18 protein-coding genes and 1 pseudogene are annotated in these 21,059 nt (G+C 63.3%); 15 read left to right on the top strand and 4 right to left on the bottom strand.

Annotated elements, in window-relative coordinates; genetic code table 11:
• The first annotated feature begins 102 nt into the window (after nt 1-102).
• From pobA to WS66_RS12140, 7 genes are all read left to right on the top strand, one after another.
• On the top strand, nt 103-1,335 hold the full coding sequence (gene pobA, locus WS66_RS12170; RefSeq protein ID WP_059598700.1) for a 4-hydroxybenzoate 3-monooxygenase: 1,233 nt from the start codon (nt 103-105) through the stop codon (nt 1,333-1,335).
• A 145-nt stretch (nt 1,336-1,480) separates the two neighbouring features.
• Entirely contained in the window at nt 1,481-2,194 is a 714-nt protein-coding gene (locus WS66_RS12165) for a 3-oxoacid CoA-transferase subunit A (RefSeq protein WP_059598701.1), read from the top strand.
• Nucleotides 2,195-2,213: 19 nt separating this feature from the next.
• Nucleotides 2,214-2,870, top strand: coding sequence for a CoA transferase subunit B (locus WS66_RS12160; protein ID WP_012365076.1), 657 nt, complete (start codon nt 2,214-2,216; stop codon nt 2,868-2,870).
• An 88-nt stretch (nt 2,871-2,958) separates the two neighbouring features.
• Nucleotides 2,959-4,332 (top strand): 3-carboxy-cis,cis-muconate cycloisomerase, encoded by a 1,374-nt coding sequence (locus WS66_RS12155; protein WP_059598702.1) that lies wholly within the window; start codon nt 2,959-2,961, stop codon nt 4,330-4,332.
• Entirely contained in the window at nt 4,332-5,117 is a 786-nt protein-coding gene (gene pcaD / locus WS66_RS12150) for a 3-oxoadipate enol-lactonase (protein ID WP_059598703.1), read from the top strand. Before WS66_RS12155 ends, pcaD begins: the two co-directional genes overlap by 1 nt.
• A 10-nt stretch (nt 5,118-5,127) precedes the next feature.
• Nucleotides 5,128-5,514 (top strand): 4-carboxymuconolactone decarboxylase, encoded by a 387-nt coding sequence (gene pcaC, locus WS66_RS12145; protein ID WP_059598704.1) that lies wholly within the window; start codon nt 5,128-5,130, stop codon nt 5,512-5,514.
• Nucleotides 5,515-5,677: 163 nt separating this feature from the next.
• Complete coding sequence (locus WS66_RS12140) at nt 5,678-7,036, top strand: MFS transporter (RefSeq protein WP_059598705.1); 1,359 nt, start codon at nt 5,678-5,680, stop codon at nt 7,034-7,036.
• A gap of 123 nt (nt 7,037-7,159) precedes the next feature.
• Here the strand turns inward: WS66_RS12140 and WS66_RS12135 are convergent, their stop codons facing one another.
• Together WS66_RS12135 and WS66_RS12130 are read right to left on the bottom strand one after the other, a co-directional pair.
• Entirely contained in the window at nt 7,160-7,408 is a 249-nt protein-coding gene (locus WS66_RS12135) for a hypothetical protein (RefSeq protein ID WP_059598707.1), read from the bottom strand.
• Nucleotides 7,409-7,517: 109 nt separating this feature from the next.
• Nucleotides 7,518-8,135 (bottom strand): LysE family translocator, encoded by a 618-nt coding sequence (locus tag WS66_RS12130; RefSeq protein ID WP_059598706.1) that lies wholly within the window; start codon nt 8,133-8,135, stop codon nt 7,518-7,520.
• Nucleotides 8,136-8,498: 363 nt separating this feature from the next.
• Here WS66_RS12130 and WS66_RS12125 point away from each other — a divergent pair, with 363 nt between their 5' ends.
• Nucleotides 8,499-9,758, top strand: coding sequence for an IS256 family transposase (locus WS66_RS12125; protein WP_108064653.1), 1,260 nt, complete (start codon nt 8,499-8,501; stop codon nt 9,756-9,758).
• A 249-nt stretch (nt 9,759-10,007) separates the two neighbouring features.
• Here WS66_RS12125 and WS66_RS34195 read toward each other — a convergent pair whose 3' ends face one another.
• Both WS66_RS34195 and WS66_RS12115 read right to left on the bottom strand, forming a co-directional pair.
• A complete protein-coding gene (locus tag WS66_RS34195) occupies nt 10,008-10,358 on the bottom strand; it encodes a TauD/TfdA family dioxygenase (RefSeq protein ID WP_218928981.1) in 351 nt (116 codons plus the stop codon).
• A gap of 420 nt (nt 10,359-10,778) precedes the next feature.
• A complete protein-coding gene (locus WS66_RS12115) occupies nt 10,779-11,534 on the bottom strand; it encodes a recombinase family protein (RefSeq protein ID WP_082729071.1) in 756 nt (251 codons plus the stop codon).
• 138 nt (nt 11,535-11,672) lie between these two features.
• On the opposite strand from WS66_RS12115, the gene WS66_RS34390 reads away from it, so the two are divergent.
• The 7 genes and pseudogenes from WS66_RS34390 to WS66_RS12075 all read left to right on the top strand — a co-directional run.
• Nucleotides 11,673-12,431: an Imm75 family immunity protein gene (locus WS66_RS34390; RefSeq protein WP_236872904.1), complete on the top strand. Its 759-nt coding sequence runs from the start codon at nt 11,673-11,675 to the stop codon at nt 12,429-12,431.
• 92 nt (nt 12,432-12,523) lie between these two features.
• Nucleotides 12,524-15,304, top strand: a complete 2,781-nt coding sequence (locus WS66_RS12100) for a type VI secretion system Vgr family protein (RefSeq protein ID WP_059607902.1) — start codon at nt 12,524-12,526, stop codon at nt 15,302-15,304.
• A 35-nt stretch (nt 15,305-15,339) separates the two neighbouring features.
• Nucleotides 15,340-17,283, top strand: coding sequence for an esterase/lipase family protein (locus WS66_RS12095; protein WP_059607903.1), 1,944 nt, complete (start codon nt 15,340-15,342; stop codon nt 17,281-17,283).
• On the top strand, nt 17,277-18,317 hold the full coding sequence (locus tag WS66_RS33660) for a T6SS immunity protein Tli4 family protein (protein ID WP_059607904.1): 1,041 nt from the start codon (nt 17,277-17,279) through the stop codon (nt 18,315-18,317). The genes WS66_RS12095 and WS66_RS33660 overlap by 7 nt, the downstream gene beginning before the upstream one ends.
• 11 nt (nt 18,318-18,328) lie before the next feature.
• Nucleotides 18,329-18,616: a PAAR domain-containing protein gene (locus tag WS66_RS12085; protein ID WP_082729073.1), complete on the top strand. Its 288-nt coding sequence runs from the start codon at nt 18,329-18,331 to the stop codon at nt 18,614-18,616.
• Nucleotides 18,617-18,662: 46 nt separating this feature from the next.
• On the top strand, nt 18,663-20,288 hold the full coding sequence (locus tag WS66_RS12080; RefSeq protein WP_059607905.1) for a hypothetical protein: 1,626 nt from the start codon (nt 18,663-18,665) through the stop codon (nt 20,286-20,288).
• Between the two features lie 173 nt (nt 20,289-20,461).
• A pseudogene (locus WS66_RS12075) lies at nt 20,462-20,713 on the top strand (IS110 family transposase); the annotation flags it as partial.
• Nucleotides 20,714-21,059: the final 346 nt, after the last annotated feature.

The following is a 21,059-nucleotide window of genomic DNA, read 5'->3' as shown; positions in this document are numbered from 1 at the left end:
CCGGGAAACGTATACAACTTATCTCCAAAATCGCATTGCCGCATAGTCGGGAAAGCGCTCAAATGGGTTCCATTATTCGAACCAATGTTCAGGAGACGAACAATGCGCACCCAGGTCGCCATCATCGGCGCCGGTCCGTCCGGCCTTTTGCTTTCTCATCTGCTGCGCCTGCAAGGCGTCGATTCCATCCTCGTCGAAGCGCGTTCGCGCGAATACTGCGAGAACCGCATCCGCGCCGGCGTGCTGGAGCAGGGCACCGTCGACACGCTGAACGAAGCCGGCCTCGGCGAGCGGATGCGCCGCGAAGGGCTCGAACATCACGGCATCGAGCTGCTGTTCTCCGGTCAGCGCCATCGCATCGACCTGAGCGCGCTCACCGGCGGGCGCGCGATCACCGTCTATAGCCAGCATGAAGTCGTGCGCGACCTGATCGCGGCCGGCGACGCGCATGGGCACCAGATGCACTTCGAAGTCAGTGAAGTCGCGCTGCACGATATCGAAAGCGAGCACCCGTTCGTCACGTTCAAGCATGCGGACGGCCGCGCGGACCGCATCGACTGCGACTACATCGCCGGCTGCGACGGCTTCCACGGCATCGCACGGCAGACGATTCCCGCCGAGCGGCTGAACACGTTCGAGCGCGTCTACCCGTTCGCGTGGCTCGGCATCCTCGCCGACGCGGCGCCGTCGCTCGACGAGCTCGTCTACGCCCATCACGACAACGGCTTCGCACTGTTCTCGATGCGTTCGCCGACGGTCACGCGCCTCTACCTGCAGTGCAAGCCCGACGAAGACCTCGCGGAATGGTCCGACGCACGGATCTGGGACGAACTGCACACGCGCTTTTCGAACGACACCGGCTGGACGCCGACCGAGGGCCGGATCACGCAGAAGAGCGTGACGCCGATGCGCAGTTTCGTGTCGGAGACGATGCAGCACGGCCGCCTGTTCCTCGCGGGCGATGCCGCGCACATCGTGCCGCCGACCGGCGCGAAGGGGATGAACCTCGCGGTGGCCGACGTCCGCGCGCTGTCCCGCGCGCTCGGCGCGCGCTATCGCAGCGGCGACGCGACGCCGCTCGAGCGCTATTCGGCGACCTGTCTCGAACGCGTGTGGCGCGCCGAGCATTTCTCGTACTTCATGACGAACATGCTGCACTCGTCGCCGGAGGACTCGCCGTTCGTCAATCGCCTGAAGTTTGCCGAACTGAAGTACGTGACGCGCTCGCGGGCCGCCGCGCAATCGCTCGCCGAAAACTACGTCGGCCTGCCGTTCGACGACCAGACACCCCCCGAGGGATCCCGCCTTGACAACGCGCTGTGCGCGACTCTATGATCGGCCCATCGTTCGCTAATCGAATATGGGTTCGAATAGCGAACAAATGCCGAAGGTCGACGACGGCCTTCGACGCGGCACGCGACACGCGCGTGTCCCCTCGACAGGCCGCGCATCGTGCCGCGGGTTCGTATCAGGAAGAGACATGGTCAACAAGATTTTCGAATCGCTTCAATCGGCGGTCGCGGACGTCCACGACGGCGCGACCATCATGATCGGCGGTTTCGGTACGGCAGGCATGCCGTCCGAGCTGATCGACGCGCTGATCGAGCAGGGCGCGCGCGGCCTGACGATCGTCAACAACAACGCGGGCAATGGCGAGACAGGTCTCGCGGCGCTGCTCAAGGCGAAGCGGGTGCGCAAGATCATCTGCTCGTTCCCGCGCCAGAGCGACTCGCAGGTGTTCGACGCGCTGTACCGTGCGGGCGAAATCGAGCTGGAGCTCGTGCCGCAGGGCAACCTCGCGGAGCGCATCCGCGCGGCGGGCGCCGGCATCGGCGGCTTCTTCACGCCGACGGGCTTCGGCACGAAGCTCGCGGAAGGCAAGGAAACGCGCGTGATCGACGGCAAGTCGTACGTGTTCGAGACGCCGATCCACGCCGATTTCGCGCTGGTGAAGGCGTACAAGGGCGATCGCTGGGGCAACCTCGTGTATCGCAAGACCGCGCGCAACTTCGGGCCGATCATGGCCAGCGCCGCGAAGGTCGCGATCGTGCAGGTGTCGGAAGTCGTGCCGCTCGGCGGGCTGAACCCGGAACACATCGTGACGCCGGGCATTTTCGTGCAGCGCGTCGTCGAAGTGCCGCAGGCCGCGCATGCGACCGAGCTGGCCGCAGAACGTGCATCGCAAGCCGCCTGACAGCCTGAGGAGACCCGAAATGAAACGACTGACCCGCGATGAAATGGCCAAGCGCGTCGCCCAGGACATCCCCGAAGGCGCGTACGTGAACCTCGGCATCGGCGTGCCGACGCTGGTGGCGAACCACCTCGATCCGAGCAAGGAGATCTTCCTGCACAGCGAGAACGGCCTGCTCGGCATGGGCCCGGCGCCCGCGCCCGGCGAGGAAGACGACGAGCTGATCAACGCCGGCAAGCAGCACGTGACGCTGCTCACCGGCGGCGCCTATTTCCACCACTCGGATTCGTTCGCGATGATGCGCGGCGGCCACCTCGACTACTGCGTGCTCGGCGCGTTCCAGGTGTCGGCGAACGGCGACCTCGCGAACTGGCATACGGGTGCGCCCGATGCGATTCCGGCCGTCGGCGGCGCGATGGACCTCGCGATCGGCGCGAAGCAGGTGTTCGTGATGATGGAGCACCTGACGAAGCAGGGCGAGAGCAAGATCGTCGCGCAGTGCTCGTACCCGGTCACCGGCGTGCAATGCGTGAGCCGTATCTATACGGATCTCGCCGTGCTCGACGTGACGGCGGACGGCCTCGCGGTGAGCGAGATCTTCACCGACCTGTCGTTCGACGAACTGCAGAAGCTGACCGGCGTGCCGCTGATCGACGCGACGCGCAAGGCCGCGGCCTGAACGGCAAGCGTGCCGGCGCGCGCGATCGCGCGCACGCCGGCACGCTTGGGTAGACAATAGGCGCACGCCGTTTCCCCAATCTGATGCCATGCTCGAAGACAGCGCCCGCCTGACCTCCCTCATTTGCGGCACCGAGCCGCTCAACCGGATCTGGTCGCCGCGCGCGACGATCCAGCGGATGCTCGACGTCGAAGCCGCGCTTGCGCGTGCGCTCGCCGCGCGGCAGGTAATTCCCGCCGCCGCGGTCGCGCCGATCGAACGCGCGTGCGACGCCGGCCGGCTCGACGCCGACGCGCTCGCGTACGGCGCGGCGCTCGGCGGCAATCTCGCCATTCCGCTCGTCAAGCAGCTCACTGCCCAGGTGAAGGCCGACGACCCCGAGGCCGCGAAGTTCGTGCACTGGGGCGCGACGAGCCAGGACATCATCGACACCGCGACGGTGCTGCAGCTGCGCGACACGCTCGACGTGCTCGAGCCGCTGCTCGACGAAGCGTGCGCGTCGCTCGCGGTGCTCGCGCGCGCGCATCGCGCGACGCCGATGATCGGCCGCACGTGGCTGCAGCAGGCGCTGCCGATCACGCTCGGCCTGAAATTCGCGCAATGGCTCGACGCGTTGCTGCGCCATCGCGCGCGCTTCACCGAATTGCGCGAGCGCGCGCTGGTGCTGCAGTTCGGCGGCGCCGCCGGCACGCTGGCGAGCTTGCGCGAGCAGGCGGCCGGCGTGAGCGCCGCGCTCGCGGCCGACCTGAAGCTCGCGCTGCCGGCCGTGCCGTGGCACACGCAGCGCGACCGCATCGCGGAAGCCGCGTCGTGCTTCGGGATGCTGACCGGCACGCTCGGCAAGATCGCGCGCGACGTGTCGCTGCAGATGCAGACCGAAGTCGGCGAGCTCGGCGAACCGGCAGCCGCCGGCAAGGGCGGCTCGTCGACGATGCCGCACAAGCGCAACCCCGTCGGCTGTGCGGCCGTGCTGACCGCCGCGGTGCGCGCGCCGAATCTCGTCGCGACCGTGTTTGCCGGGATGGTCCAGGAGCACGAGCGCGCGCTGGGCGGCTGGCAGGCCGAATGGGATGCGCTGCCCGACCTCGCGCGCCTGACCGGCGGCGCGCTCGCGCAGATCGCGCAGATCGTCGCGGGCCTCGACGTGAACACCGAACGCCTCGCCGCGAATCTCGACCTGACGCACGGGCTGATCCTCGGCGAAGCCGTGATGCTCGCACTCGGCGACCGGATCGGGCGCCTCGATGCGCATCATGTCGTCGAGCATGCGTCGAAGGAAGCCGTGCGCACCGGCGCGACGCTGTTCGACGTGCTTGCCGCCGATCCGACCGTATCCGCCCATCTGTCGCGCGACGCGCTCGCGCGGCTGCTCGATCCCGCACATTATGTCGGCGAGGCGCAGGCCTACGTCGACGCTGTGCTCGCGCTGCACGCGGGCACGACACAACCAGGAGAACACTGATGCCTTTCGCCACTGTCAACGGCGTGAAACTGCATTACCGGATCGACCGTGCCGCGCGCGACGACGTGCCGTGGCTCGTCTTCTCGAACTCGCTCGGCGCCGACCTGCAGATGTGGGCACCGCAGATTCGCCCGCTCACGCAGCACTTCAACATCCTGCGCTACGACACGCGCGGCCACGGCCATTCCGAAGCACCGGCCGGCTCGTACACGATCGACCAGCTCGCGGGCGACGTGATCGGCCTGCTCGACCACGTCGGCATCGATCGCGCGTACTTCTGCGGGATTTCGATGGGCGGCCTGACCGGTGCCGCGCTCGCCGCGCGCTTCCCGTCGCGCATCGCGCGCGCCGTGCTGTCGAACACCGCCGCGAAGATCGGCTCGCCGGAAGTGTGGGCGCCGCGCGCGCAGAAGGCGCGTGCGGAAGGGATGGCCGCGCTGGCCGACGCCGTGCTGCCGCGCTGGTTCACCGACGCGTTCGTCGATCGTGAGCCGCGCCTGTTCGACGCGATCCGCGACACCTTCGTGCATACCGACAAGGATGGTTACGCGGCGAACTGCGACGCGCTGAACGCGGCCGACCTGCGCGAGGAAGTGAAGGGCATCGCGCTGCCGGTGCTCGTCGTGACCGGCGCGAAGGACATGTCGACGCCGCCCGACCAGGGCCGTGCGCTGGCCGCCGCGATTCCCGGCGCGCGTCACGTCGAATTCGACGCCGCGCACATTTCGAACATCGAGTGCACCGACGGCTTCAACCGCGCACTGCTCGACTTCCTGACCGCGTGAGGCACCGACGATGGACGACCAGCAACGTTACGAAGCGGGGATGAAGGTGCGTCGCGCGGTGCTCGGCGACGCGCACGTCGACCGTTCGATCCAGAACCGCACCGAAGTGACCGACGAATTCCAGAACCTGATCACGCGCTATGCGTGGGGCGAGATCTGGACGCGCGAAGGCCTGCCGCGCCATACGCGCAGCCTGCTGACCATCGCGATGATGGTCGCACTGAACCGCGGCGAGGAACTCGCGCTGCACCTGCGTGCCGCGCGCAACAACGGCGTGACGCGCGACGAGATCAAGGAAGTGCTGCTGCAGACCGCGATCTACTGCGGCGTGCCGGCCGCGAATTCCGCGTTCCATCTCGCCGACAAGATCTTCAAGGAACAGGATGGGGCCGCCTAGGTGCGGCTGAATAACACGGACGGCTCGCGCCGGACGTGACCCGATCGCGACACCTGCCGCTGCCGGCAGGTGTCGACGACGCATGACGCGCCGGCGGCGAATCGGCGCGCAAACAAGGAAAGACGCGGCCATCAGGCCGCGTTGTTTAAACAGGAGACTCGCGATGAATCGCGCACCCGTGGTCGATGTCCAGACCTTCATCAATGAGCAGCCGTTCGGCGGCTTCCAGTGGCTCGTATTCCTGATGTGTTTCGTGATCGTGCTGCTCGACGGCTTCGATACGGCCGCGATCGGCTTCATCGCGCCCTCGCTGCTCGGCGAATGGAACCTCACCAAACCCGATCTCGCACCCGTGCTGAGTGCCGCGCTGTTCGGCCTTGCGTGCGGCGCGCTCGTGTCGGGTCCGCTGTCCGACCGCGTCGGGCGCCGGTCGCTGTTGCTCGGCTCGGTGTTCCTGTTCGGCGTCGCATGTTTCGTGTCGGCGTTCTCCAACACCATCGGGCACCTGACGGTGCTGCGCTTCGTCACCGGTGTCGGCCTCGGTGCCGCGATGCCGAACGCGGTCACGATGATGGGCGAGTTCTGCCCGGACAAGCGCCGCGCGACCGTGATCAACCTGATGTTCTGCGGCTTCCCGCTCGGCGCCGCGTTCGGCGGCTTTCTCGCCGCGTGGATGATCCCGCATTTCGGCTGGCGCAGCGTGCTGATGCTCGGCGGCGTGACGCCGCTGCTGCTCGGCGTGCTGTTGCTGCTGAAGATGCCCGAATCGGTGCGTTTCATGGTCGCGCAAGGCCAGAGCATCGACCGGATCCGCGCGACGCTTGCGCGGATCTCGCGCGATGCGCTGAACGCCGGCTCGTTCGCGATGACCGAATCCGCGCCGCAGACGGGCGGCAAGGGGATGGGCGTCGTGCTGTCGCGCTCGTATGTCGTCGGCTCGGTGATGCTGTGGCTCGCATACTTCATGGGCCTCGTGATCTTCTACGCGTCGATCAACTGGATGCCGATCCTGCTGAAGGATGCCGGTCTCACGCCGAAGAGCGCGACGCTGATTTCCGCGCTGTTCCCGCTCGGCGGTGTCGGCGCGGTGCTGTGCGGCGTGCTGATGGACCGTTTCAACGCGAATCGCGTGATCGCCGTGTGCTACGCGCTGACCGCGATCAGCGTGTATGCGATCGGGCAGGCGGCCGGAAACGTGGGGCTGCTCGTGCTGGTCGTGTTCATCGCCGGCGTGCTGATGAACACCGCGCAATCGTCGATGCCGGCGCTTGCCGCCGCGTTCTATCCGACCGAAGGGCGCGGCACGGGCGTGGCGTGGATGCTCGGTGTCGGCCGCTTCGGCGGGATCGCCGGGTCGTTCCTCGTTGCCGAACTGACGCGCCGGCACTTCACGTTCGCCGGCGTGTTCGCGACGATCGCGGTCGCGGGCTTGCTCGCGTGCCTTGCGTTGCTGATCAAGCAGATGGCCCAGCCGCACGGCGTCGCGCAGTCGAGCGGCAAGATCGAGTCGCTCGGGCATTGAGCGGGATCGGGGCCGGGGCGATGCGCCGGCCTTTTGCTGGTTGCGAAAGGTCGTGAGCCGGCCGACACGCAACGACAGACCGGGCCGCGTCGGCGGCCCGTCCACTTTACGGCCGTCGCGCCGCTACTCCTCCGCGTCGTGTTCCTTGACGAAGTTGCGCAGATATGCGCGCAGCGCGGCCTCCTGGCTGCGGTGATCGGCAAGGTTCGCGGCGCCCATCTCTTCCTCGTCGCCGAACAGCGTGGACGGCGCGCAGTACGTACCCACTTCGATGTTTTCGCGCAGTACGCGGATCTCGTGCGTGAGCGGGTGGTACTCGGCGACCCAGTGCATGCCCTCGATGTGCTCGCCGGCTTTCAGCATCGGCTTCATCGGCATCTCCATGCAGAACAGCGGTGCAGCCGGCGAAGCGGCTGCACGCGCCCGTAACGAAAGGGTACGCCTGCATGGCGTGAAGCTCAACGGCGGCGCTTGTGAGCGCTTACTGCGGGAGCAGATGCGCGACGAGCGGGTATAGCGACAGGATCAGCAGCACGGCCATCGTCACGTTGAAGATGCGCAGCGCGCGGCGGTTCGACAGAAAGCGGCGCAGGCTCTGGCCGAACGCGGCCCACAGGCTGATGCACGGAAAGCCGATCAGGATGAACACGACGGCCATCCACGCGGCGTTCATCCCGTAGTCGGCGGACAGGCGGATCGTTGTCGCGGCGGTCAGCACCATCATCCATGCCTTCGGATTGACCCACTGGAACGCGGCGGCTTCGAGGAACGTCATTGGCCGCGGCTTGGCGCCCTGCGCCTTCACTTCACCGGACGTGCCGATGCGCCATGCGAGGTACAGCAGGTACGCGACGCTCGCGATTTCGAGGATCGTGTACAGGACCGGCACGCGCCGGAACGCCTCGCCGAGACCGAAGCCGACGCACAGCATCAGGATCGCGACGCCGATGCTGATGCCGAATAGGTGCGGCATCGTGCGGCGGAAACCGAAATTGACGCCGGATGCGAGCAGCATCGTGTTGTTCGGGCCGGGCGTGATCGACGTGACGAGCGCGAACAGCATGCCGGCGGGCAATGCGCTGAGGGTGAGGAAGTCCATCGCGGATTCTCCATTCGTGTTCGAGATTGGGATGGAGCCAGTGTAGCGACGGTTGTCTGTACAGTACCGGTACAGTTTGATTAACGATTGCCGGTACGGGGAGGGGGAATGTGGACCGGGACGAAATCACCGGTGTGGTTTCTCAGAAAAGATGTCCGCAGTCTCAATAAGTTGTCTTTGAATAATTGGCTACCGTCCACGTGTAAGGTATGCGACCCATATCTACACGCTGAAAATGATCGGAGAATATTTGGCGATGGTGGCATACGACGCAATGTTTGATCGACGGTGTCAGATCGACGTTGTGAGCCTATCCGGTCTTTTGTGTGTGAGGCATAAACTGAAGGCCAAGGAGCCACTTTTATGCCACGCAAACGCAAGGAAGAAGTGATGATAGAACCGGGCAAGGGCTTGAACCTGGACCCGGAACTGATCAAGCAACTGGTGCCCGGGACGCTGGACCGCGCAACGATCAACGAGCAGCTCGCTGCGCTCAAGAAGGCGATCTTCGAGCGCGCACTGGGCGGCGAGTTGGCCCACCACCTCGGCTACGAGAAGGGCGAAGCCAAGCCGGCCGGCAGCACGAACCATCGCAACGGCACCAGCCGCAAGCGCATCGCGACCGACGACGACCTGCTCGACGTCGAGATTCCGCGCGACCGCGCAGGCACCTTCGATCCGGTGCTGATCGCCAAGGGCGAGCGACGCTTCACCGGCTTCGACGACAAGATCATCGCGATGTACGCACGCGGCATGAGCGTGGGGGAGATTCAGGGCTTCCTGCAGGAGATGTACGGCATCGAAGTGTCGCCGGACTTCGTCAGCACGGTCACTGACGCGGTGATCGACGAAGTGCGTGAGTGGCAGCAGCGACCGCTCGAGCCGATGTACCCGGTGGTGTTCTTCGATGCCTTGCGCGTCAAGATCCGCGACGAAGGCGTGGTCCGCAACAAGGCGATCTATCTGGCGCTGGGCGTGCGCCGCGACGGCACGCGGGACGTTCTGGGCCTCTGGATCGAGCAGACCGAGGGGGCCAAGTTCTGGCTGCGGGTGGTGAACGACCTGAAGCTGCGTGGCGTGCAGGACATCCTGATTGCCGTGGTCGACGGCCTGAAGGGCTTCCCGGAAGCGATCAATACGGTGTTCCCGGAAACGACGGTCCAGACCTGCATCGTGCATCTGATCCGGAACTCGCTGGACTTCGCCAGCTGGAAAGACCGGAAATCCGTCGCAGCGGCGCTCAAGGAGGTCTATCGGGCACCGTCGGCCGAAGCGGCCGCCGTGGCGCTGGATGCATTCGACGCGAGCCCGTGGGGTACGAAATACCCACCGATTGCCGCCCTCTGGCGCCGGGCCTGGGATCAGGTGATTCCGTTCTATGCCTTCGCGCCGGACATCCGGAAAATTGTATATACGACCAACGCCATCGAGTCGCTGCACATGCAGCTTCGGAAGATCATCAAGGCGCGCGGCCACTTCCCGTCGGACGAGGCCGCACTCAAACTGATCTGGCTGGCGCTGCGCAACGTCGTTGCCAAGTGGACCGGCTCCCGGCACGATTGGAAGAGCGCGATGACGCAGTTTGCGCTGCTTTACCCGGAGCGATTCAACATCGGAATCTGAGTCTTAACCCGCCTCACACACAAGATTCCGGATACCTCCGACGTTTCGCATCGGAGGCACTCATTCCCCATTCCACGTGCGATTTCGCCCACGCAAAAGTATCGACATGACTGTCACGCAGCCCTCGCAGCGAACTGTCACCTGTTCGACCGGTTCGGCCCGCCCCGAAGAGCCGGAATTTTCCAGCTAAGACTGGGACGGAAATTGGGCCAGCCTCATGCGTCGCCGTTGATCGCGATGAATACGTCGTTAGCCATCAATAAGAATCCTCGCTAAGCGGCGCCCGGAGCCGCGCTGTGACGGTCCACGCCCGTGCAGAACGCGCCAGTTGTCAATGATTAGGATATCGCCCTGCTCCCATTGATGTATTTCCGCGGAGCCACTGGCTAAGCGATGTTCAGCGAGCCGCAGTGCTGCTCGTCCACGCTCGTCGATGGCTTCGATGCAGCCAGGATCGTATCGGAGGAAAGCGTGATCGGGGGACAGCATGGTTGAGTAAAACGAGTGCCGGCCAGTCCGAACGAAGATTGGTGCACTTTCGAGAAGATGAAACTCTTCCGCTGAAAAGCCGATGGTTTTCCATTCAAGAAGCGTCGTCACCGCACTTGGTGATCCGGGTTCCATGCAACCTAAAAGGAGGTAGCGACAGGGTCTAGGTCTGTGGCTGAGCTCTGTATGGAACGGTAAGGCGTTCAGTCCGTAGCGCGCACTCAAGGATCTCGGATGAGCATCCTCGCTCGTCTGGGGCCGAATGATCTCGTCGAGTGCGCCGGCACGGCCACAAATGCGTGAGCCAAGAAGTCTGCCGATGCGGTCAAGCTCGCTCAAGATGGTAGCGGCCTTCGTACCTTCAACTCGATGGAGGACCCAGCCGCGTTTGGCCAGTGCGGTTGCGAACGGAGGCGGAGCATTCAAACTTGAGCCTGGGACGACATAGTGATCGAGAGCCATGCGAGGCCGTTGCGCGTTGTCGACAGGTGCCACTGCTAGCTTCTGGAGGATTGTAAGCAATATTTGAGTTCAACAGTGCCGGCGCAAAATATCGGCTAGTTTAGGGGCGCGACCACGCGTAATCCATTGTGAGATCGTGGTGTGAAAGCAACCTAACTCGGTCGCGATAGCGGTGATCGATAAACCCTGCGCCGCGCGCTCCGGGCTCTTGTGCGGCAAACGGCCGAGCTGCCGCCGCAACTGCATCAGCGAGTCGGGCGGGATCGACTTACGCCGCCCGCTGGGCATTGAGTTGTAGAGGGTAGACTTGCCGATGCCCATCAACCGACAGATCTCGTCCACGGTATGGTGACGCTCGTGATAAAGCTGCAGGGCGAGCTGCTCGTGCTCGGGATCGAGCCGCTTCTTGCGCCCGCCTTTGTGACCGCGGGACCGGGCCGCCGAGCGACCGGCCTGGGTACGCTCACGGATCAGGCTGCGCTCGAACGCGGCGAGCGCACCAAACAGTGGAAACACAAGGCGGCCGCCGGTCGACGTCGTATCGATGTTTTCTTGCAGGCTGTGCAGGCCGACGCCGGCGGCATCCAGCCGCTCAATCAGGTGGATCAGGTCTTTCAGCGAACGGCCGAGCCGGTCGAGTCGCCAGATCACCACGATGTCGCCGCAGCGTAGCGTCGCAAGCAGCGCCGTCAGTCCGGTGCGCTCCGCTTTCGCGCCGCTGGTGGTGTCCTCGAACACGCGTTCGCATCCTACCTGCGCGAGCGCGTCACGTTGCAGATCGAGATACGGGTCGTCGGTCGAAATTCGGGCGTAACCGATCAGCATGCGTATTCCAATTTGTCCGACAAAAATCCAGTATAGTCGGACATTGAAAGATGGAAACCGAATCCAGACGTCTTTTATAGCGCATCGCAGGAGGCGTTCGGCAGGATACCGCTCGCTGGTTCCAGCAAGGGGAAGAAAATGGGGAAGGAAGCCATTTCGCGGGTCACGAAGCCTTTGTTGCCGCGCGCAACCCCGGCCGAATGCTTCAGAACCTATGTCCAGGCGCACTTGCTCGGTATGCAGGACGCTGAGTGGCGTCGCAAGGCCACGCAGGTCTGTCTCTATGCATGGGATATTGCGCTGCTTCCTGAGATGCCGATGCGTGAGCAGCAAATCGAACGGTTGTGGCAGACTTGCGAGCCGTTGACGCCCCACCACGCGTCAACGGACATGACGCGCTGGTTCAGGACCGACGTGCGTGCCTTGGTCGAGCGCAAGCGCGACTTGCTGCCGACGGTAACCACGTTTATCGATGACGCCCGGATCGAAGCTATCGACGAGGGGACGGATCGCCTCGTCGTGACGACCACGGCCGGGAACGAGGTGCTTCTGGTTCACTTCCTGCCCGATTTCGCGGGAAAACCGTCGCTCGGGCGACGGCTGTATCGCCTGCGTGACTGGGCCGACGACCTGGTCGACTGGGTGGACCGAATTCGCCGCGTGCGACAGCCGACCCACGACGAACAGGCGGAAGTGGCCGCGATCGGCGGGATGATGCGCATCGAGCTGGCTGGATGCCTCGAGGTGTCAACACGCTTGCATGCGATTCAAACGGCGGCGTCCGCCCGGCGGGTCACCGCCGAATGGGGCAATCTAGCCGGCAAGATCGATGCGCAGATCAAGGCGATCGTCGTCGACGTGTGGCGGCGCCCCCGAGATTTGGAAAAGTTTGTTTAAAAATCGCTGTAGTTTTACGCCATTTATGTTGCCTAAAATGGGTTAGCCGCACTTTTTTGCGCGGTAAATTCTAGAAAAACATTGAGAGAAAAATGGTACTCAGACCACCCGCGCTCGGGGAGCTGAAATTTCGCGATCTGTATAACGCGATCCACCGGGGCCTACTGCAGAACAACCGCCTGTTGCGGCTGGACACGCCGCTCGGCCAGAACGCACTGATTCCGCTGCGCGCACGCGGATCGGCTCGGATCGGCCGCGATTACAACTGGACGCTCGACGTCGCGTCGCTACGCGACGACACCGCGCTGCTGTCTCTGATGCACCAGCCCGTCACGCTGTGGATCCAGCAGCCCACCGCCCCGTTTGCCGACTCCGTCTATCGTCCGATCCACGGCTTCGTGCACCGGGTCGGCTACCTGGGCGGGGACGGTGGACTGTCGACATACCAGCTGGAATTTTCATCGGCGCTGGTGTTCCTGGGCGGCACCCGTAACGACGAAGGCTGGCTCGAGCAGACGGCGCAGGAGATCGTGTCCGATCTCCTCAATCGCTATCCGCAGCTGCAGGGCCGATTCCGCTTCACCCTGAACCGCGAGCCAGCGGTGCGCTCGTGGTGCCGGCAGAGCGAAACGGATCTGCATTTCTTCCACCGCCTGCTCGAAGACGAAGGTTGGTATTGCTACTGGGCGCACGAGCCGGTCCGTGACGGCGAGACCCCCAAGACCACGCTGGTGATCGTCGACCAGGTCGCGGCGCTGCCTGACGCGAAGCCGGCCGACTTCGTCCACGGCGCCGGCGACAACGAGGCGGTGAACGGGTTCACGCACTGGGCGGCCATGCAGACAATGCAGAGCCTGCGGTACGAATCCAGCGCGTTCGATTACAAACGCCCCGCGTCCCGCTTTGAAGCGGCGAGCACGCTCGCATCGATTGATTACGTCACGGACGACGGCCGGCACCAGGCGCAGCAGATTCCGAATGCGCCGATGACGGTCTATGAGCCGACCGCGTACGGATACCCCGATTCCGACAGCGGCGGCGCCCGCGCACGCCGGCGCGTACAGGGCTGGGATGCACGCGCCCGGCGCTACTTTGGGGTCGGCGGCCTGCGCTGGCTTGATGCGGGGTCGCGCTTCGTGCTGAACGACCACCCGCGCCATCCGGAACGCGACGACGCCGACCGGACGTTCCTGGTCGTCGAGGCGCGCTGGTTCATCGAGAACAATGTGCCGATCGGCCAGCCGCCGACCGAATTCCCGCTCAGCCTGCGTGCGACGCTGGCCGAGCAGCAGGCGGCACACGGCGCGCGCTTCACGACACCGGGCCACGCCGAGGACGGTATGGCCGGCTTCTTCGTGCTCGAGGTCGAGGCGCAGGACGCACGGATCGAGTTTCGCAGTCCGCTCGACCATCCGAAGCCAGCGATGTCGATCGAGCACGCGCTTGTCGTCACGCAGCAGGGAATCGAGGCCTGGTCGAACGAGCGGAATCAGGTCCGCGTGCATTTCGCATGGGATCGGAAAAATCCTGACGGCGCGTTCAATGCGTCGCCCCTGCTGTCGTCGATGCAGTCCGATACGGGCAACGGGTACGGCGCAGTGCACGTGCCGCGTGCGGGCGAATGGGTGCTCATCGGCTACTGGAGCAATGACTGTGACAAGCCCTTCATTTTGGGGCGCGTCAACGGCGGCACGACGCCATCGCCATGGCACACGAACGTGCTGCTGTCAGGGTTCCAGTCGCAGGGCTTCGGCAACACCGGCGCGTACAACGCGTTCGTGCATGACGACGCGACGAACCAGGGTGGCACGCGGCTCGTCAGCTACACGGGCAAGAGCTACGCGGCGCTCACCCAGGGTTACTTGATCCAGCAGGACGGCAATACGCGCGGCCGGTATCTCGGCCAAGGCTTCGTGCTGCATGCCGACGAATATGGCGCGGTGCGGGCGAGCAAGGGGCTGTCGATCAGCACGCACGCGAAAGCCTACGACGACGAGCAGCTCGGTGTCGACGAAGCTCGCACGCGGCTCCAGCAAGCCGGGATGCTGGTGGAATCGCTGTCGAGCGCCAGCACGACCGCACAGGCCGAATCGCTGCAGGCCGGCCAGGATGCGCTCAAGGACCTGACGACGGCCGTGCAGCAGCCGGTGTCGGGGCAGACGTCGGGTGGCGTCACGGCAGGCGGCGGCACCGGTAACGCGAACAGCTTCGCGAAGCCCGTGATCGTGATTGCGACGCCGGCGGATTTTGCGGCCGTGGCGGACCGCTCCGCGCACATGTTGGCGGAAGCGGAAATCAACGTGGTCAGCGGCGAAAACACCCACCTGGCAAGCGGCAAGTCGCTGATCGCGGCTGCGGCCGAGAAGATCAGCCTGTTCGTTCAGAAGGCCGGCATGAAGCTGTTCGCCGCGAAGGGGCCGATCGAGGTATCGGCGCATACCGACGAAATCAAACTGAACTCGGCCAAGGATACGTCTCTGTTCAGCAAGAAGCGGATCGTGATCGAGGCGACCGAGGAACTGATTTTGAAGTGCGGCGGCTCGTACATCCGCATCACGAAGGACGGCATCGAGGACGGTACGCGCGGCGGCCGCACGATCAAGTCGGCGTCGTTCAGCCGCCAGGGGCCGAGCTCAGTCGCTGAGCACATGAACAGCCTGCCGACGGCCAAGTTCAACGATCCGTACGTGCTGCGCGATCGCATCTCCGGCAAGGTGCTGAAAAACCACCCGTACGAGCTGATCCGTGGCGATGGAACAAAGTTGTCCGGAACGACGAACGAGCTGGGACATATCACCGAGCAGAAGAGCGAGGATATCGAGAAGCTGGCGGTGCGCGCATTGCGGCCGAAGCCGAATGGTCCCGCGGCATGAATCCGATAATCGATGCGCGAATTTGACGAACGACAATGAGCGATAACACAGATCAATCCAGCACCGGTTCGCCGTTTAGCGACGCCGAGGAAGCTGTGCGGCAGGTTGGACGCACGGACAAGGACGGCGCGTCGGTTGGACACTTCACGTTGACGCCGGCAAGCGACACGCGGCAAAAGGAGTTGCTGTGCGACGTGCGGCCGATCATTCCGGTGATCTTCCTGCCAGGTGTGATGGGCTCGCCGCTGGTCAATGAGAAAACCGGTGACGAAATGTTTTTTGCGCCGAATACGGACGGTATGCTCGGGAAAGCGGGGGCATTACCGGCACTGATCGGCATGTGGTTCAAGGGCGCGTCCACGCGGGAAACGCAATTCGACGCGACCGTGGCCAAGGTGACTCCATTCGGCCCGATCCGCGCCGGCAAGCTTCAAAAGGATGACAAGGAAGACCAGTATGTGGACGAGGCAGAGGCACGTCGACGCGGCTGGGGCTCAGTGTACAGATCAAGCTATCAACCGATGTTGGCGTGGCTCGAGGAGCAACTGAACGAGCCGAAGTACATGGGCAAGCACAAGGGAGCGTGGATCGAAACCGACCCCGACGGGAAGAAGTGGACGCTCAAGCCCGTGCTCGGCACCGAGCCGGCCGACTACGGGGCGACCGATGCCGGCGCGCAAAAACGCGGCCAGGCGATCACGGAAGAGTCGGCGGTGTTCGAGCATTTCGCGAAATACCGGTACCGGGTGTATGCAATCGGTTACAACTGGCTGCAATCGAATGAGAAGTCGGCGCAGCAGGTCATCGATGGCATGGACTTTGAGGACAAGAAGACCGGCCAGAAGATGCGACTGATGGGCATCAAGGAGATCATCGCGGAGAATGATAGCGGCAAGGCGATCATCCTCACGCACTCGATGGGCGGGCTGGTCGCACGGATGGCGATCGCAATGCATGGCGGAGCGGGCCTGATGCACGGTGTATTCCACAACGTGCTGCCGGCGACTGGGGCGCCGATCGCCGCGAAGCGGTTCCGCACCGGGGGCGGCAGCGAAGGCGGGGTGAACGGCTTTATCAATGGCGCGCTGCTCGGCAGCAATGCTGACGAGTTCGTGGCCGTGGGAGCAAACGCACCGGGGGCGCTCGAACTGTTGCCGATGCCGGACTACCACAATGGAGAGGCATGGTGGATCTTTGGGCGGCTCGATGGCACGCCGGTGATGAAGTTGCCGCAGCAGGGCGACGTATATAACGAGCTTTATATTAATCAAAAGTGGTACGGGCTGGTACCGGAACAATCAACGTCGTTGCTCGATCCGGCTGGCATCGTCCAAAAGCGGCTCGACAGTCAGCCAATAAAATCAACGGTGTCCGAGAATTTCGCAAAAACAATGCTGTCTGTTGTGCGCAATCAGGAAAAAATAAAAGATAAATATCATGATAAAACATACGTAGCATATGGAGATGGGGCGCTAACGCCCAAGGGTTCAAACTCATCGAGCGATGGGCACAGCAAACCGAAGATCGAGAAAAGCGAGAAGCTCGACGATCTATTGGCATGGGGCACGGTGATCTGGAAAGGGAATATACCGCCCGATGTGACGGAGGAAGAACTGCGCGCCGCGCGGTTCTTGGGTGAGAAACACGACGATTCCCACACCGGCACGCTGCGCGTGCACCTGGACTCGCGCAATGTCACCATCGAATTCGAGGTGCAGAAGGTAGCGAAGCTGCCACCGGGTAGCGACGTGCCCGATCCCCAAAAAAATGGCATCGTGCCCGGCGACGGAACGGTGCCGGTCTGGTCGGCCGAAGCTCCTGCGCACAGCGAAGAGGGTGGCGCGGCCCACGGCGTACAAATGGTGTTTGACCAAGGAGGCTATGTGCACCAGGAAAGCTATAACCATCCATGGGCGCGCTGGGCGCTCCTCTACAGCATCGTGCAAATCGCGCAGGATGCCCCGGAGCCGAAATGCTGACGCGAATTGGCCGACTTCTCTTTTTGGTGGCGGGCGTGTGTGCCTGTTCGATAACGTTTTCGGGTGAACTGACTATGACGAATCCCTTGCTTTCCAAGTCGCGCCCGTGGTGCATCGGCCGCTTCGTATTCGATCGACCGGTGGCAAGTAAACTCACGAATCAACGATACGCTTATTGGGGGAACAAACTAGAGACGCAGCACAATGCGTCGCCTGCCGAATATCAAGCCAAAGTTGACGCAGCGGAAAAGAAATATCGCATTGAAAGGCGCTTTGATCCTTCAAATCCGAAAAATCAATCTGGACCTGTCTGGCTTGAAAAGGCGATTTCTCCGACAAAGACTTCAAAGGTGTTCGCTTATCAAGAAGGAACCGCAAAGGCTGCGAAATTGCCGTTTGATACAGATGGCTATATTTACGAGAGCAACACCTTGTTCCATACCACTGGATCCTTTGGTTCAGGTGGTTTGGACAAGTTTGAGCCTGTTTACACCGATCTCTATCGGCGCATCAAGGCGCGCGATAACTGGTCTGTGCCGACCGAATCGGGATTCTGCTTCGACGGCGGAATCGCCACGGGCTCGTCAACTTTCACCGAGGAAGTCAGCGAGTCGATTGCGCTGATGCCGGGTCGGCCGGCGTTGCTGGTGATCGAGATGCGGGACGCAGTCGACGTCGGCCAGAAAGAGTCACTGACCAAGACGCTTCCTGAGCTGCGCGCGAAGATGGATCGCATCTCGAGCGGCAGCTACCGAATCCTGCGACAAGGCAAACGCACGGTGGCCGGGATGGACGCCGAGGAAGTCCTGTTCGCGCTGAAGGAGGGCGAGATCACGTCCTACCGCTTCTACTTGCTCGCACCAGGCGACCCGAGCACGCTGGCGAAACCGCATACCGCGATTCAGTTGTTGCTCGGTGCGAGCAGCCCCGATTTGAAGCCTGACGAGGCGACGTCGCCGGTCGATGAGGCAGGCGCGCTGCAAACGTGGGAGACGTTGTTGAACAGCCTGCGCCTGCGGCCGGGTGCCGTCTGAACGGAGACGCCATGCGACGTTACGACATCGTGAAGGGCGACACGACGACCGTCGGCGGTATCGTACAAGGCGGTGACGGCACCGATTTGATCGGAGGTCGAGAGCAAGCCTATGAGCACGATCCGGTGTGGTGCCCGGTCTGCAAGACGTTGGGCAAGATCGCGTGCACCGGCCCGCGGATTTCCACTACCGGGCCGGACGGGCGCGAGGCAGCATTGAGTGACGATCTGTGCATGTGCGCATGCCCTGCACCACCAAAACTGGTGGCGTCGCAGTCGGTGTCGTACGTCGATGTCTGAACCGAGGCGTCGAGTTTTGGCTAATGCACCCGATCCCAACGTCGCGATGACGACTCCCGATTCCCTGGAACCCAGCGGGATTGCCTTGCCTGACAAGCCGCTTTTCTCCAAGGGACACGAACTGGACGTGTTTGGCGATGCGCTCGACACGCCGGACCTCTTCAGCCTGGCGATGACAGCGTCGCTCGAATTGCGCGGCAAGCCCGTCATCTGCCAAGACCTTCTGCCGGAACTGTCGATGCGGATTGAGGCTCGCCCGCTTTCCCCCGACAGTGGCCCGGCCGAGCTGATGCAATACAGCAGCCAAGCGTGGCGTTCCGTTGCCGAGGTCTTGATCCAGCGACACGGTCGCCTGGAAGTGAACGAATGTGTGACGCTGACGGCAACGGCGGGCGTGCAGGTGGTCTTGGCGCGAACGAGCGGACAACCCGTCCTGCCGCCGCACGCCATGCGTATTCGTGTCGAGTACAGCCCAGTGATCGTGGCCCGTTTCCACGTCGCGCGGCACGATATGCCACTGATACAGCAGGCGCACCGCACAACGACCCCCTTCGCAAGCGTGAAGCAACCAGGCCCGACACGCCTCGTGCCCGATACTCCGTCGATCGCGGATCTGATTCGCGCGGCGCTGCTCAAAACCGAGCAGGCCGCAGATGACCGATTCGCGCGCCTGCCCATGCCGGTGCGCTACCGAGCCTGTGGCGCGCTCGACGCTTGGACTCGCGTTCGACAGGCTGCGGGCCAGTCAGGCGCCGAGTTCACCCAGCGGCTGCGGGAAGACCCGATTTCGCTCATGCGATCGGATTTCGGCACTTATCTCGAATGGTGGAGCAACGGTAGCCCGACACTGTTTCGAAGCACTCACGATCGCGTTCGTGCCCACGGCACCCTGTGCTGGCAAATGTTCGACGCGTGCGAGGGCGTCTTGTTCGAGCCCACACCGCCGCTGCACCACTTGCTCGACGATGCGTTTATTGCAGAGGACGTGCCGGTTGGCACCATCGAGTTGCCGGCCGACACAATGTGCATTATTCCCGACCCGTCGTGGTGGGGGCATCGAGGTGGACTGGACGTCATCATGCTGTTTCGCCGCGGGCCGGGATCGCACTCCGGATACGCGACCAGCCACGTCATCAATGTGATGTTCTGGACCGATGTCCGGGCCGAAGACTGGCTCGAAACAGGCTACATCGCAATCCCACTCGACGATCCCCAAAAGACCATTCGGCAATTTCTCGATGACATCGGTACTGATTTGACGCAGAAACAGCAAGCCGACGCCGATACGATTGCCACCACGGTGCAGCACTGGAGACGGGTGCTCGACTACGCGATCAAGATGCTGCTATATCTGGCGACTGGCGAGGCGCAAGTCGTACAGGATCGCGCCTACACGACCGCGCCGCGTGAGTTCGGCGGATTGGGCAAGCGCAAGCGCACTGAGCGGCTGGCGCAAATCGAAATGCTGTACGACCGTCATGTCATCGGACCCGCCGTGCTCGATGCCGCACCCGCCCCGTCTTCCCCATCGGATGGTGTGCATCGGGAGGTCCGGGGCCACTGGCGACGGCCGCACTTCAAAATGCAGCCCCACGGTCCGCAGCGGTCCTTGCGCAAACTGGTCTTCATCGGCCCGACCCTCGTTCGAGCGGATCGTCTGGGTCTGGCATGATGAGGTAGTCGAAATTGAGTCGTGAATGAATAAGATGTGTTGATTTCCACCGAGTCTTAACCCACGCGAGGATCGAAAAAGCCGGTGGTACTGGGATGATTGCGGCTGCTATCGGCTTTCCGATCGGCCATCGCGCAAAGTGAGGGGGGCCACCGCCTCGAATTTGAAGAGGTGCACACGTGATCGAGCGGTGTCCCGCCACCGATCTGTTTGACAAGAAGAGGCGTGAGTGGCTCGGTGTTCAACCGCTGCCACTAGATGAACGACTGGATGTCGAGCAGCGACTGCGCGAACTGGACCGCCTCGGCGACGATCTGCGTGAAGTGGAGCAAGCGCTCGCGCAAGCGACCATCGACGATGCGCGATTGCGCGTGGTGCTGACGATCACTGGCGTGAACACCACAGTGGCGATCGGGTTGCTAGCTTTCTAGTGCGCAATTTTAGCGGGGGCGGCTGGCTGTGGACAAAAGAGCCATAACGGCAATGACTGTCCGGTTTGCTATGGCGACGGAGCGGTTTCGAAGGAACTTGAAGTTGATCTATCGGACTTCGACGAGATCGACTGTCAGCATTGCGGCGGAGCGGGATACGACAACGGGGAAGATTGTCCGGTTTGTCACGGCGAAAAGCAGCTTGAACGACGATTCGCAGACCGGATCGATTTCAGCCAGTATGAAACTGTCGAGTGTCCTAGATGCGACGGGAGCGGTTACTGGCGAGGAGATGCCCGCTTGCAACCTAGATGAATGACGGCTCCTGACCGATACCCTG

This window comes from Burkholderia sp. LA-2-3-30-S1-D2 (assembly GCF_001523915.2).
Taxonomy (GTDB): Bacteria; Pseudomonadota; Gammaproteobacteria; order Burkholderiales; family Burkholderiaceae; genus Burkholderia; species Burkholderia diffusa.
The sequence above is the reverse complement of the archived record's forward strand: the minus strand, read 5'-3'. Positions and strand labels throughout refer to the sequence as shown.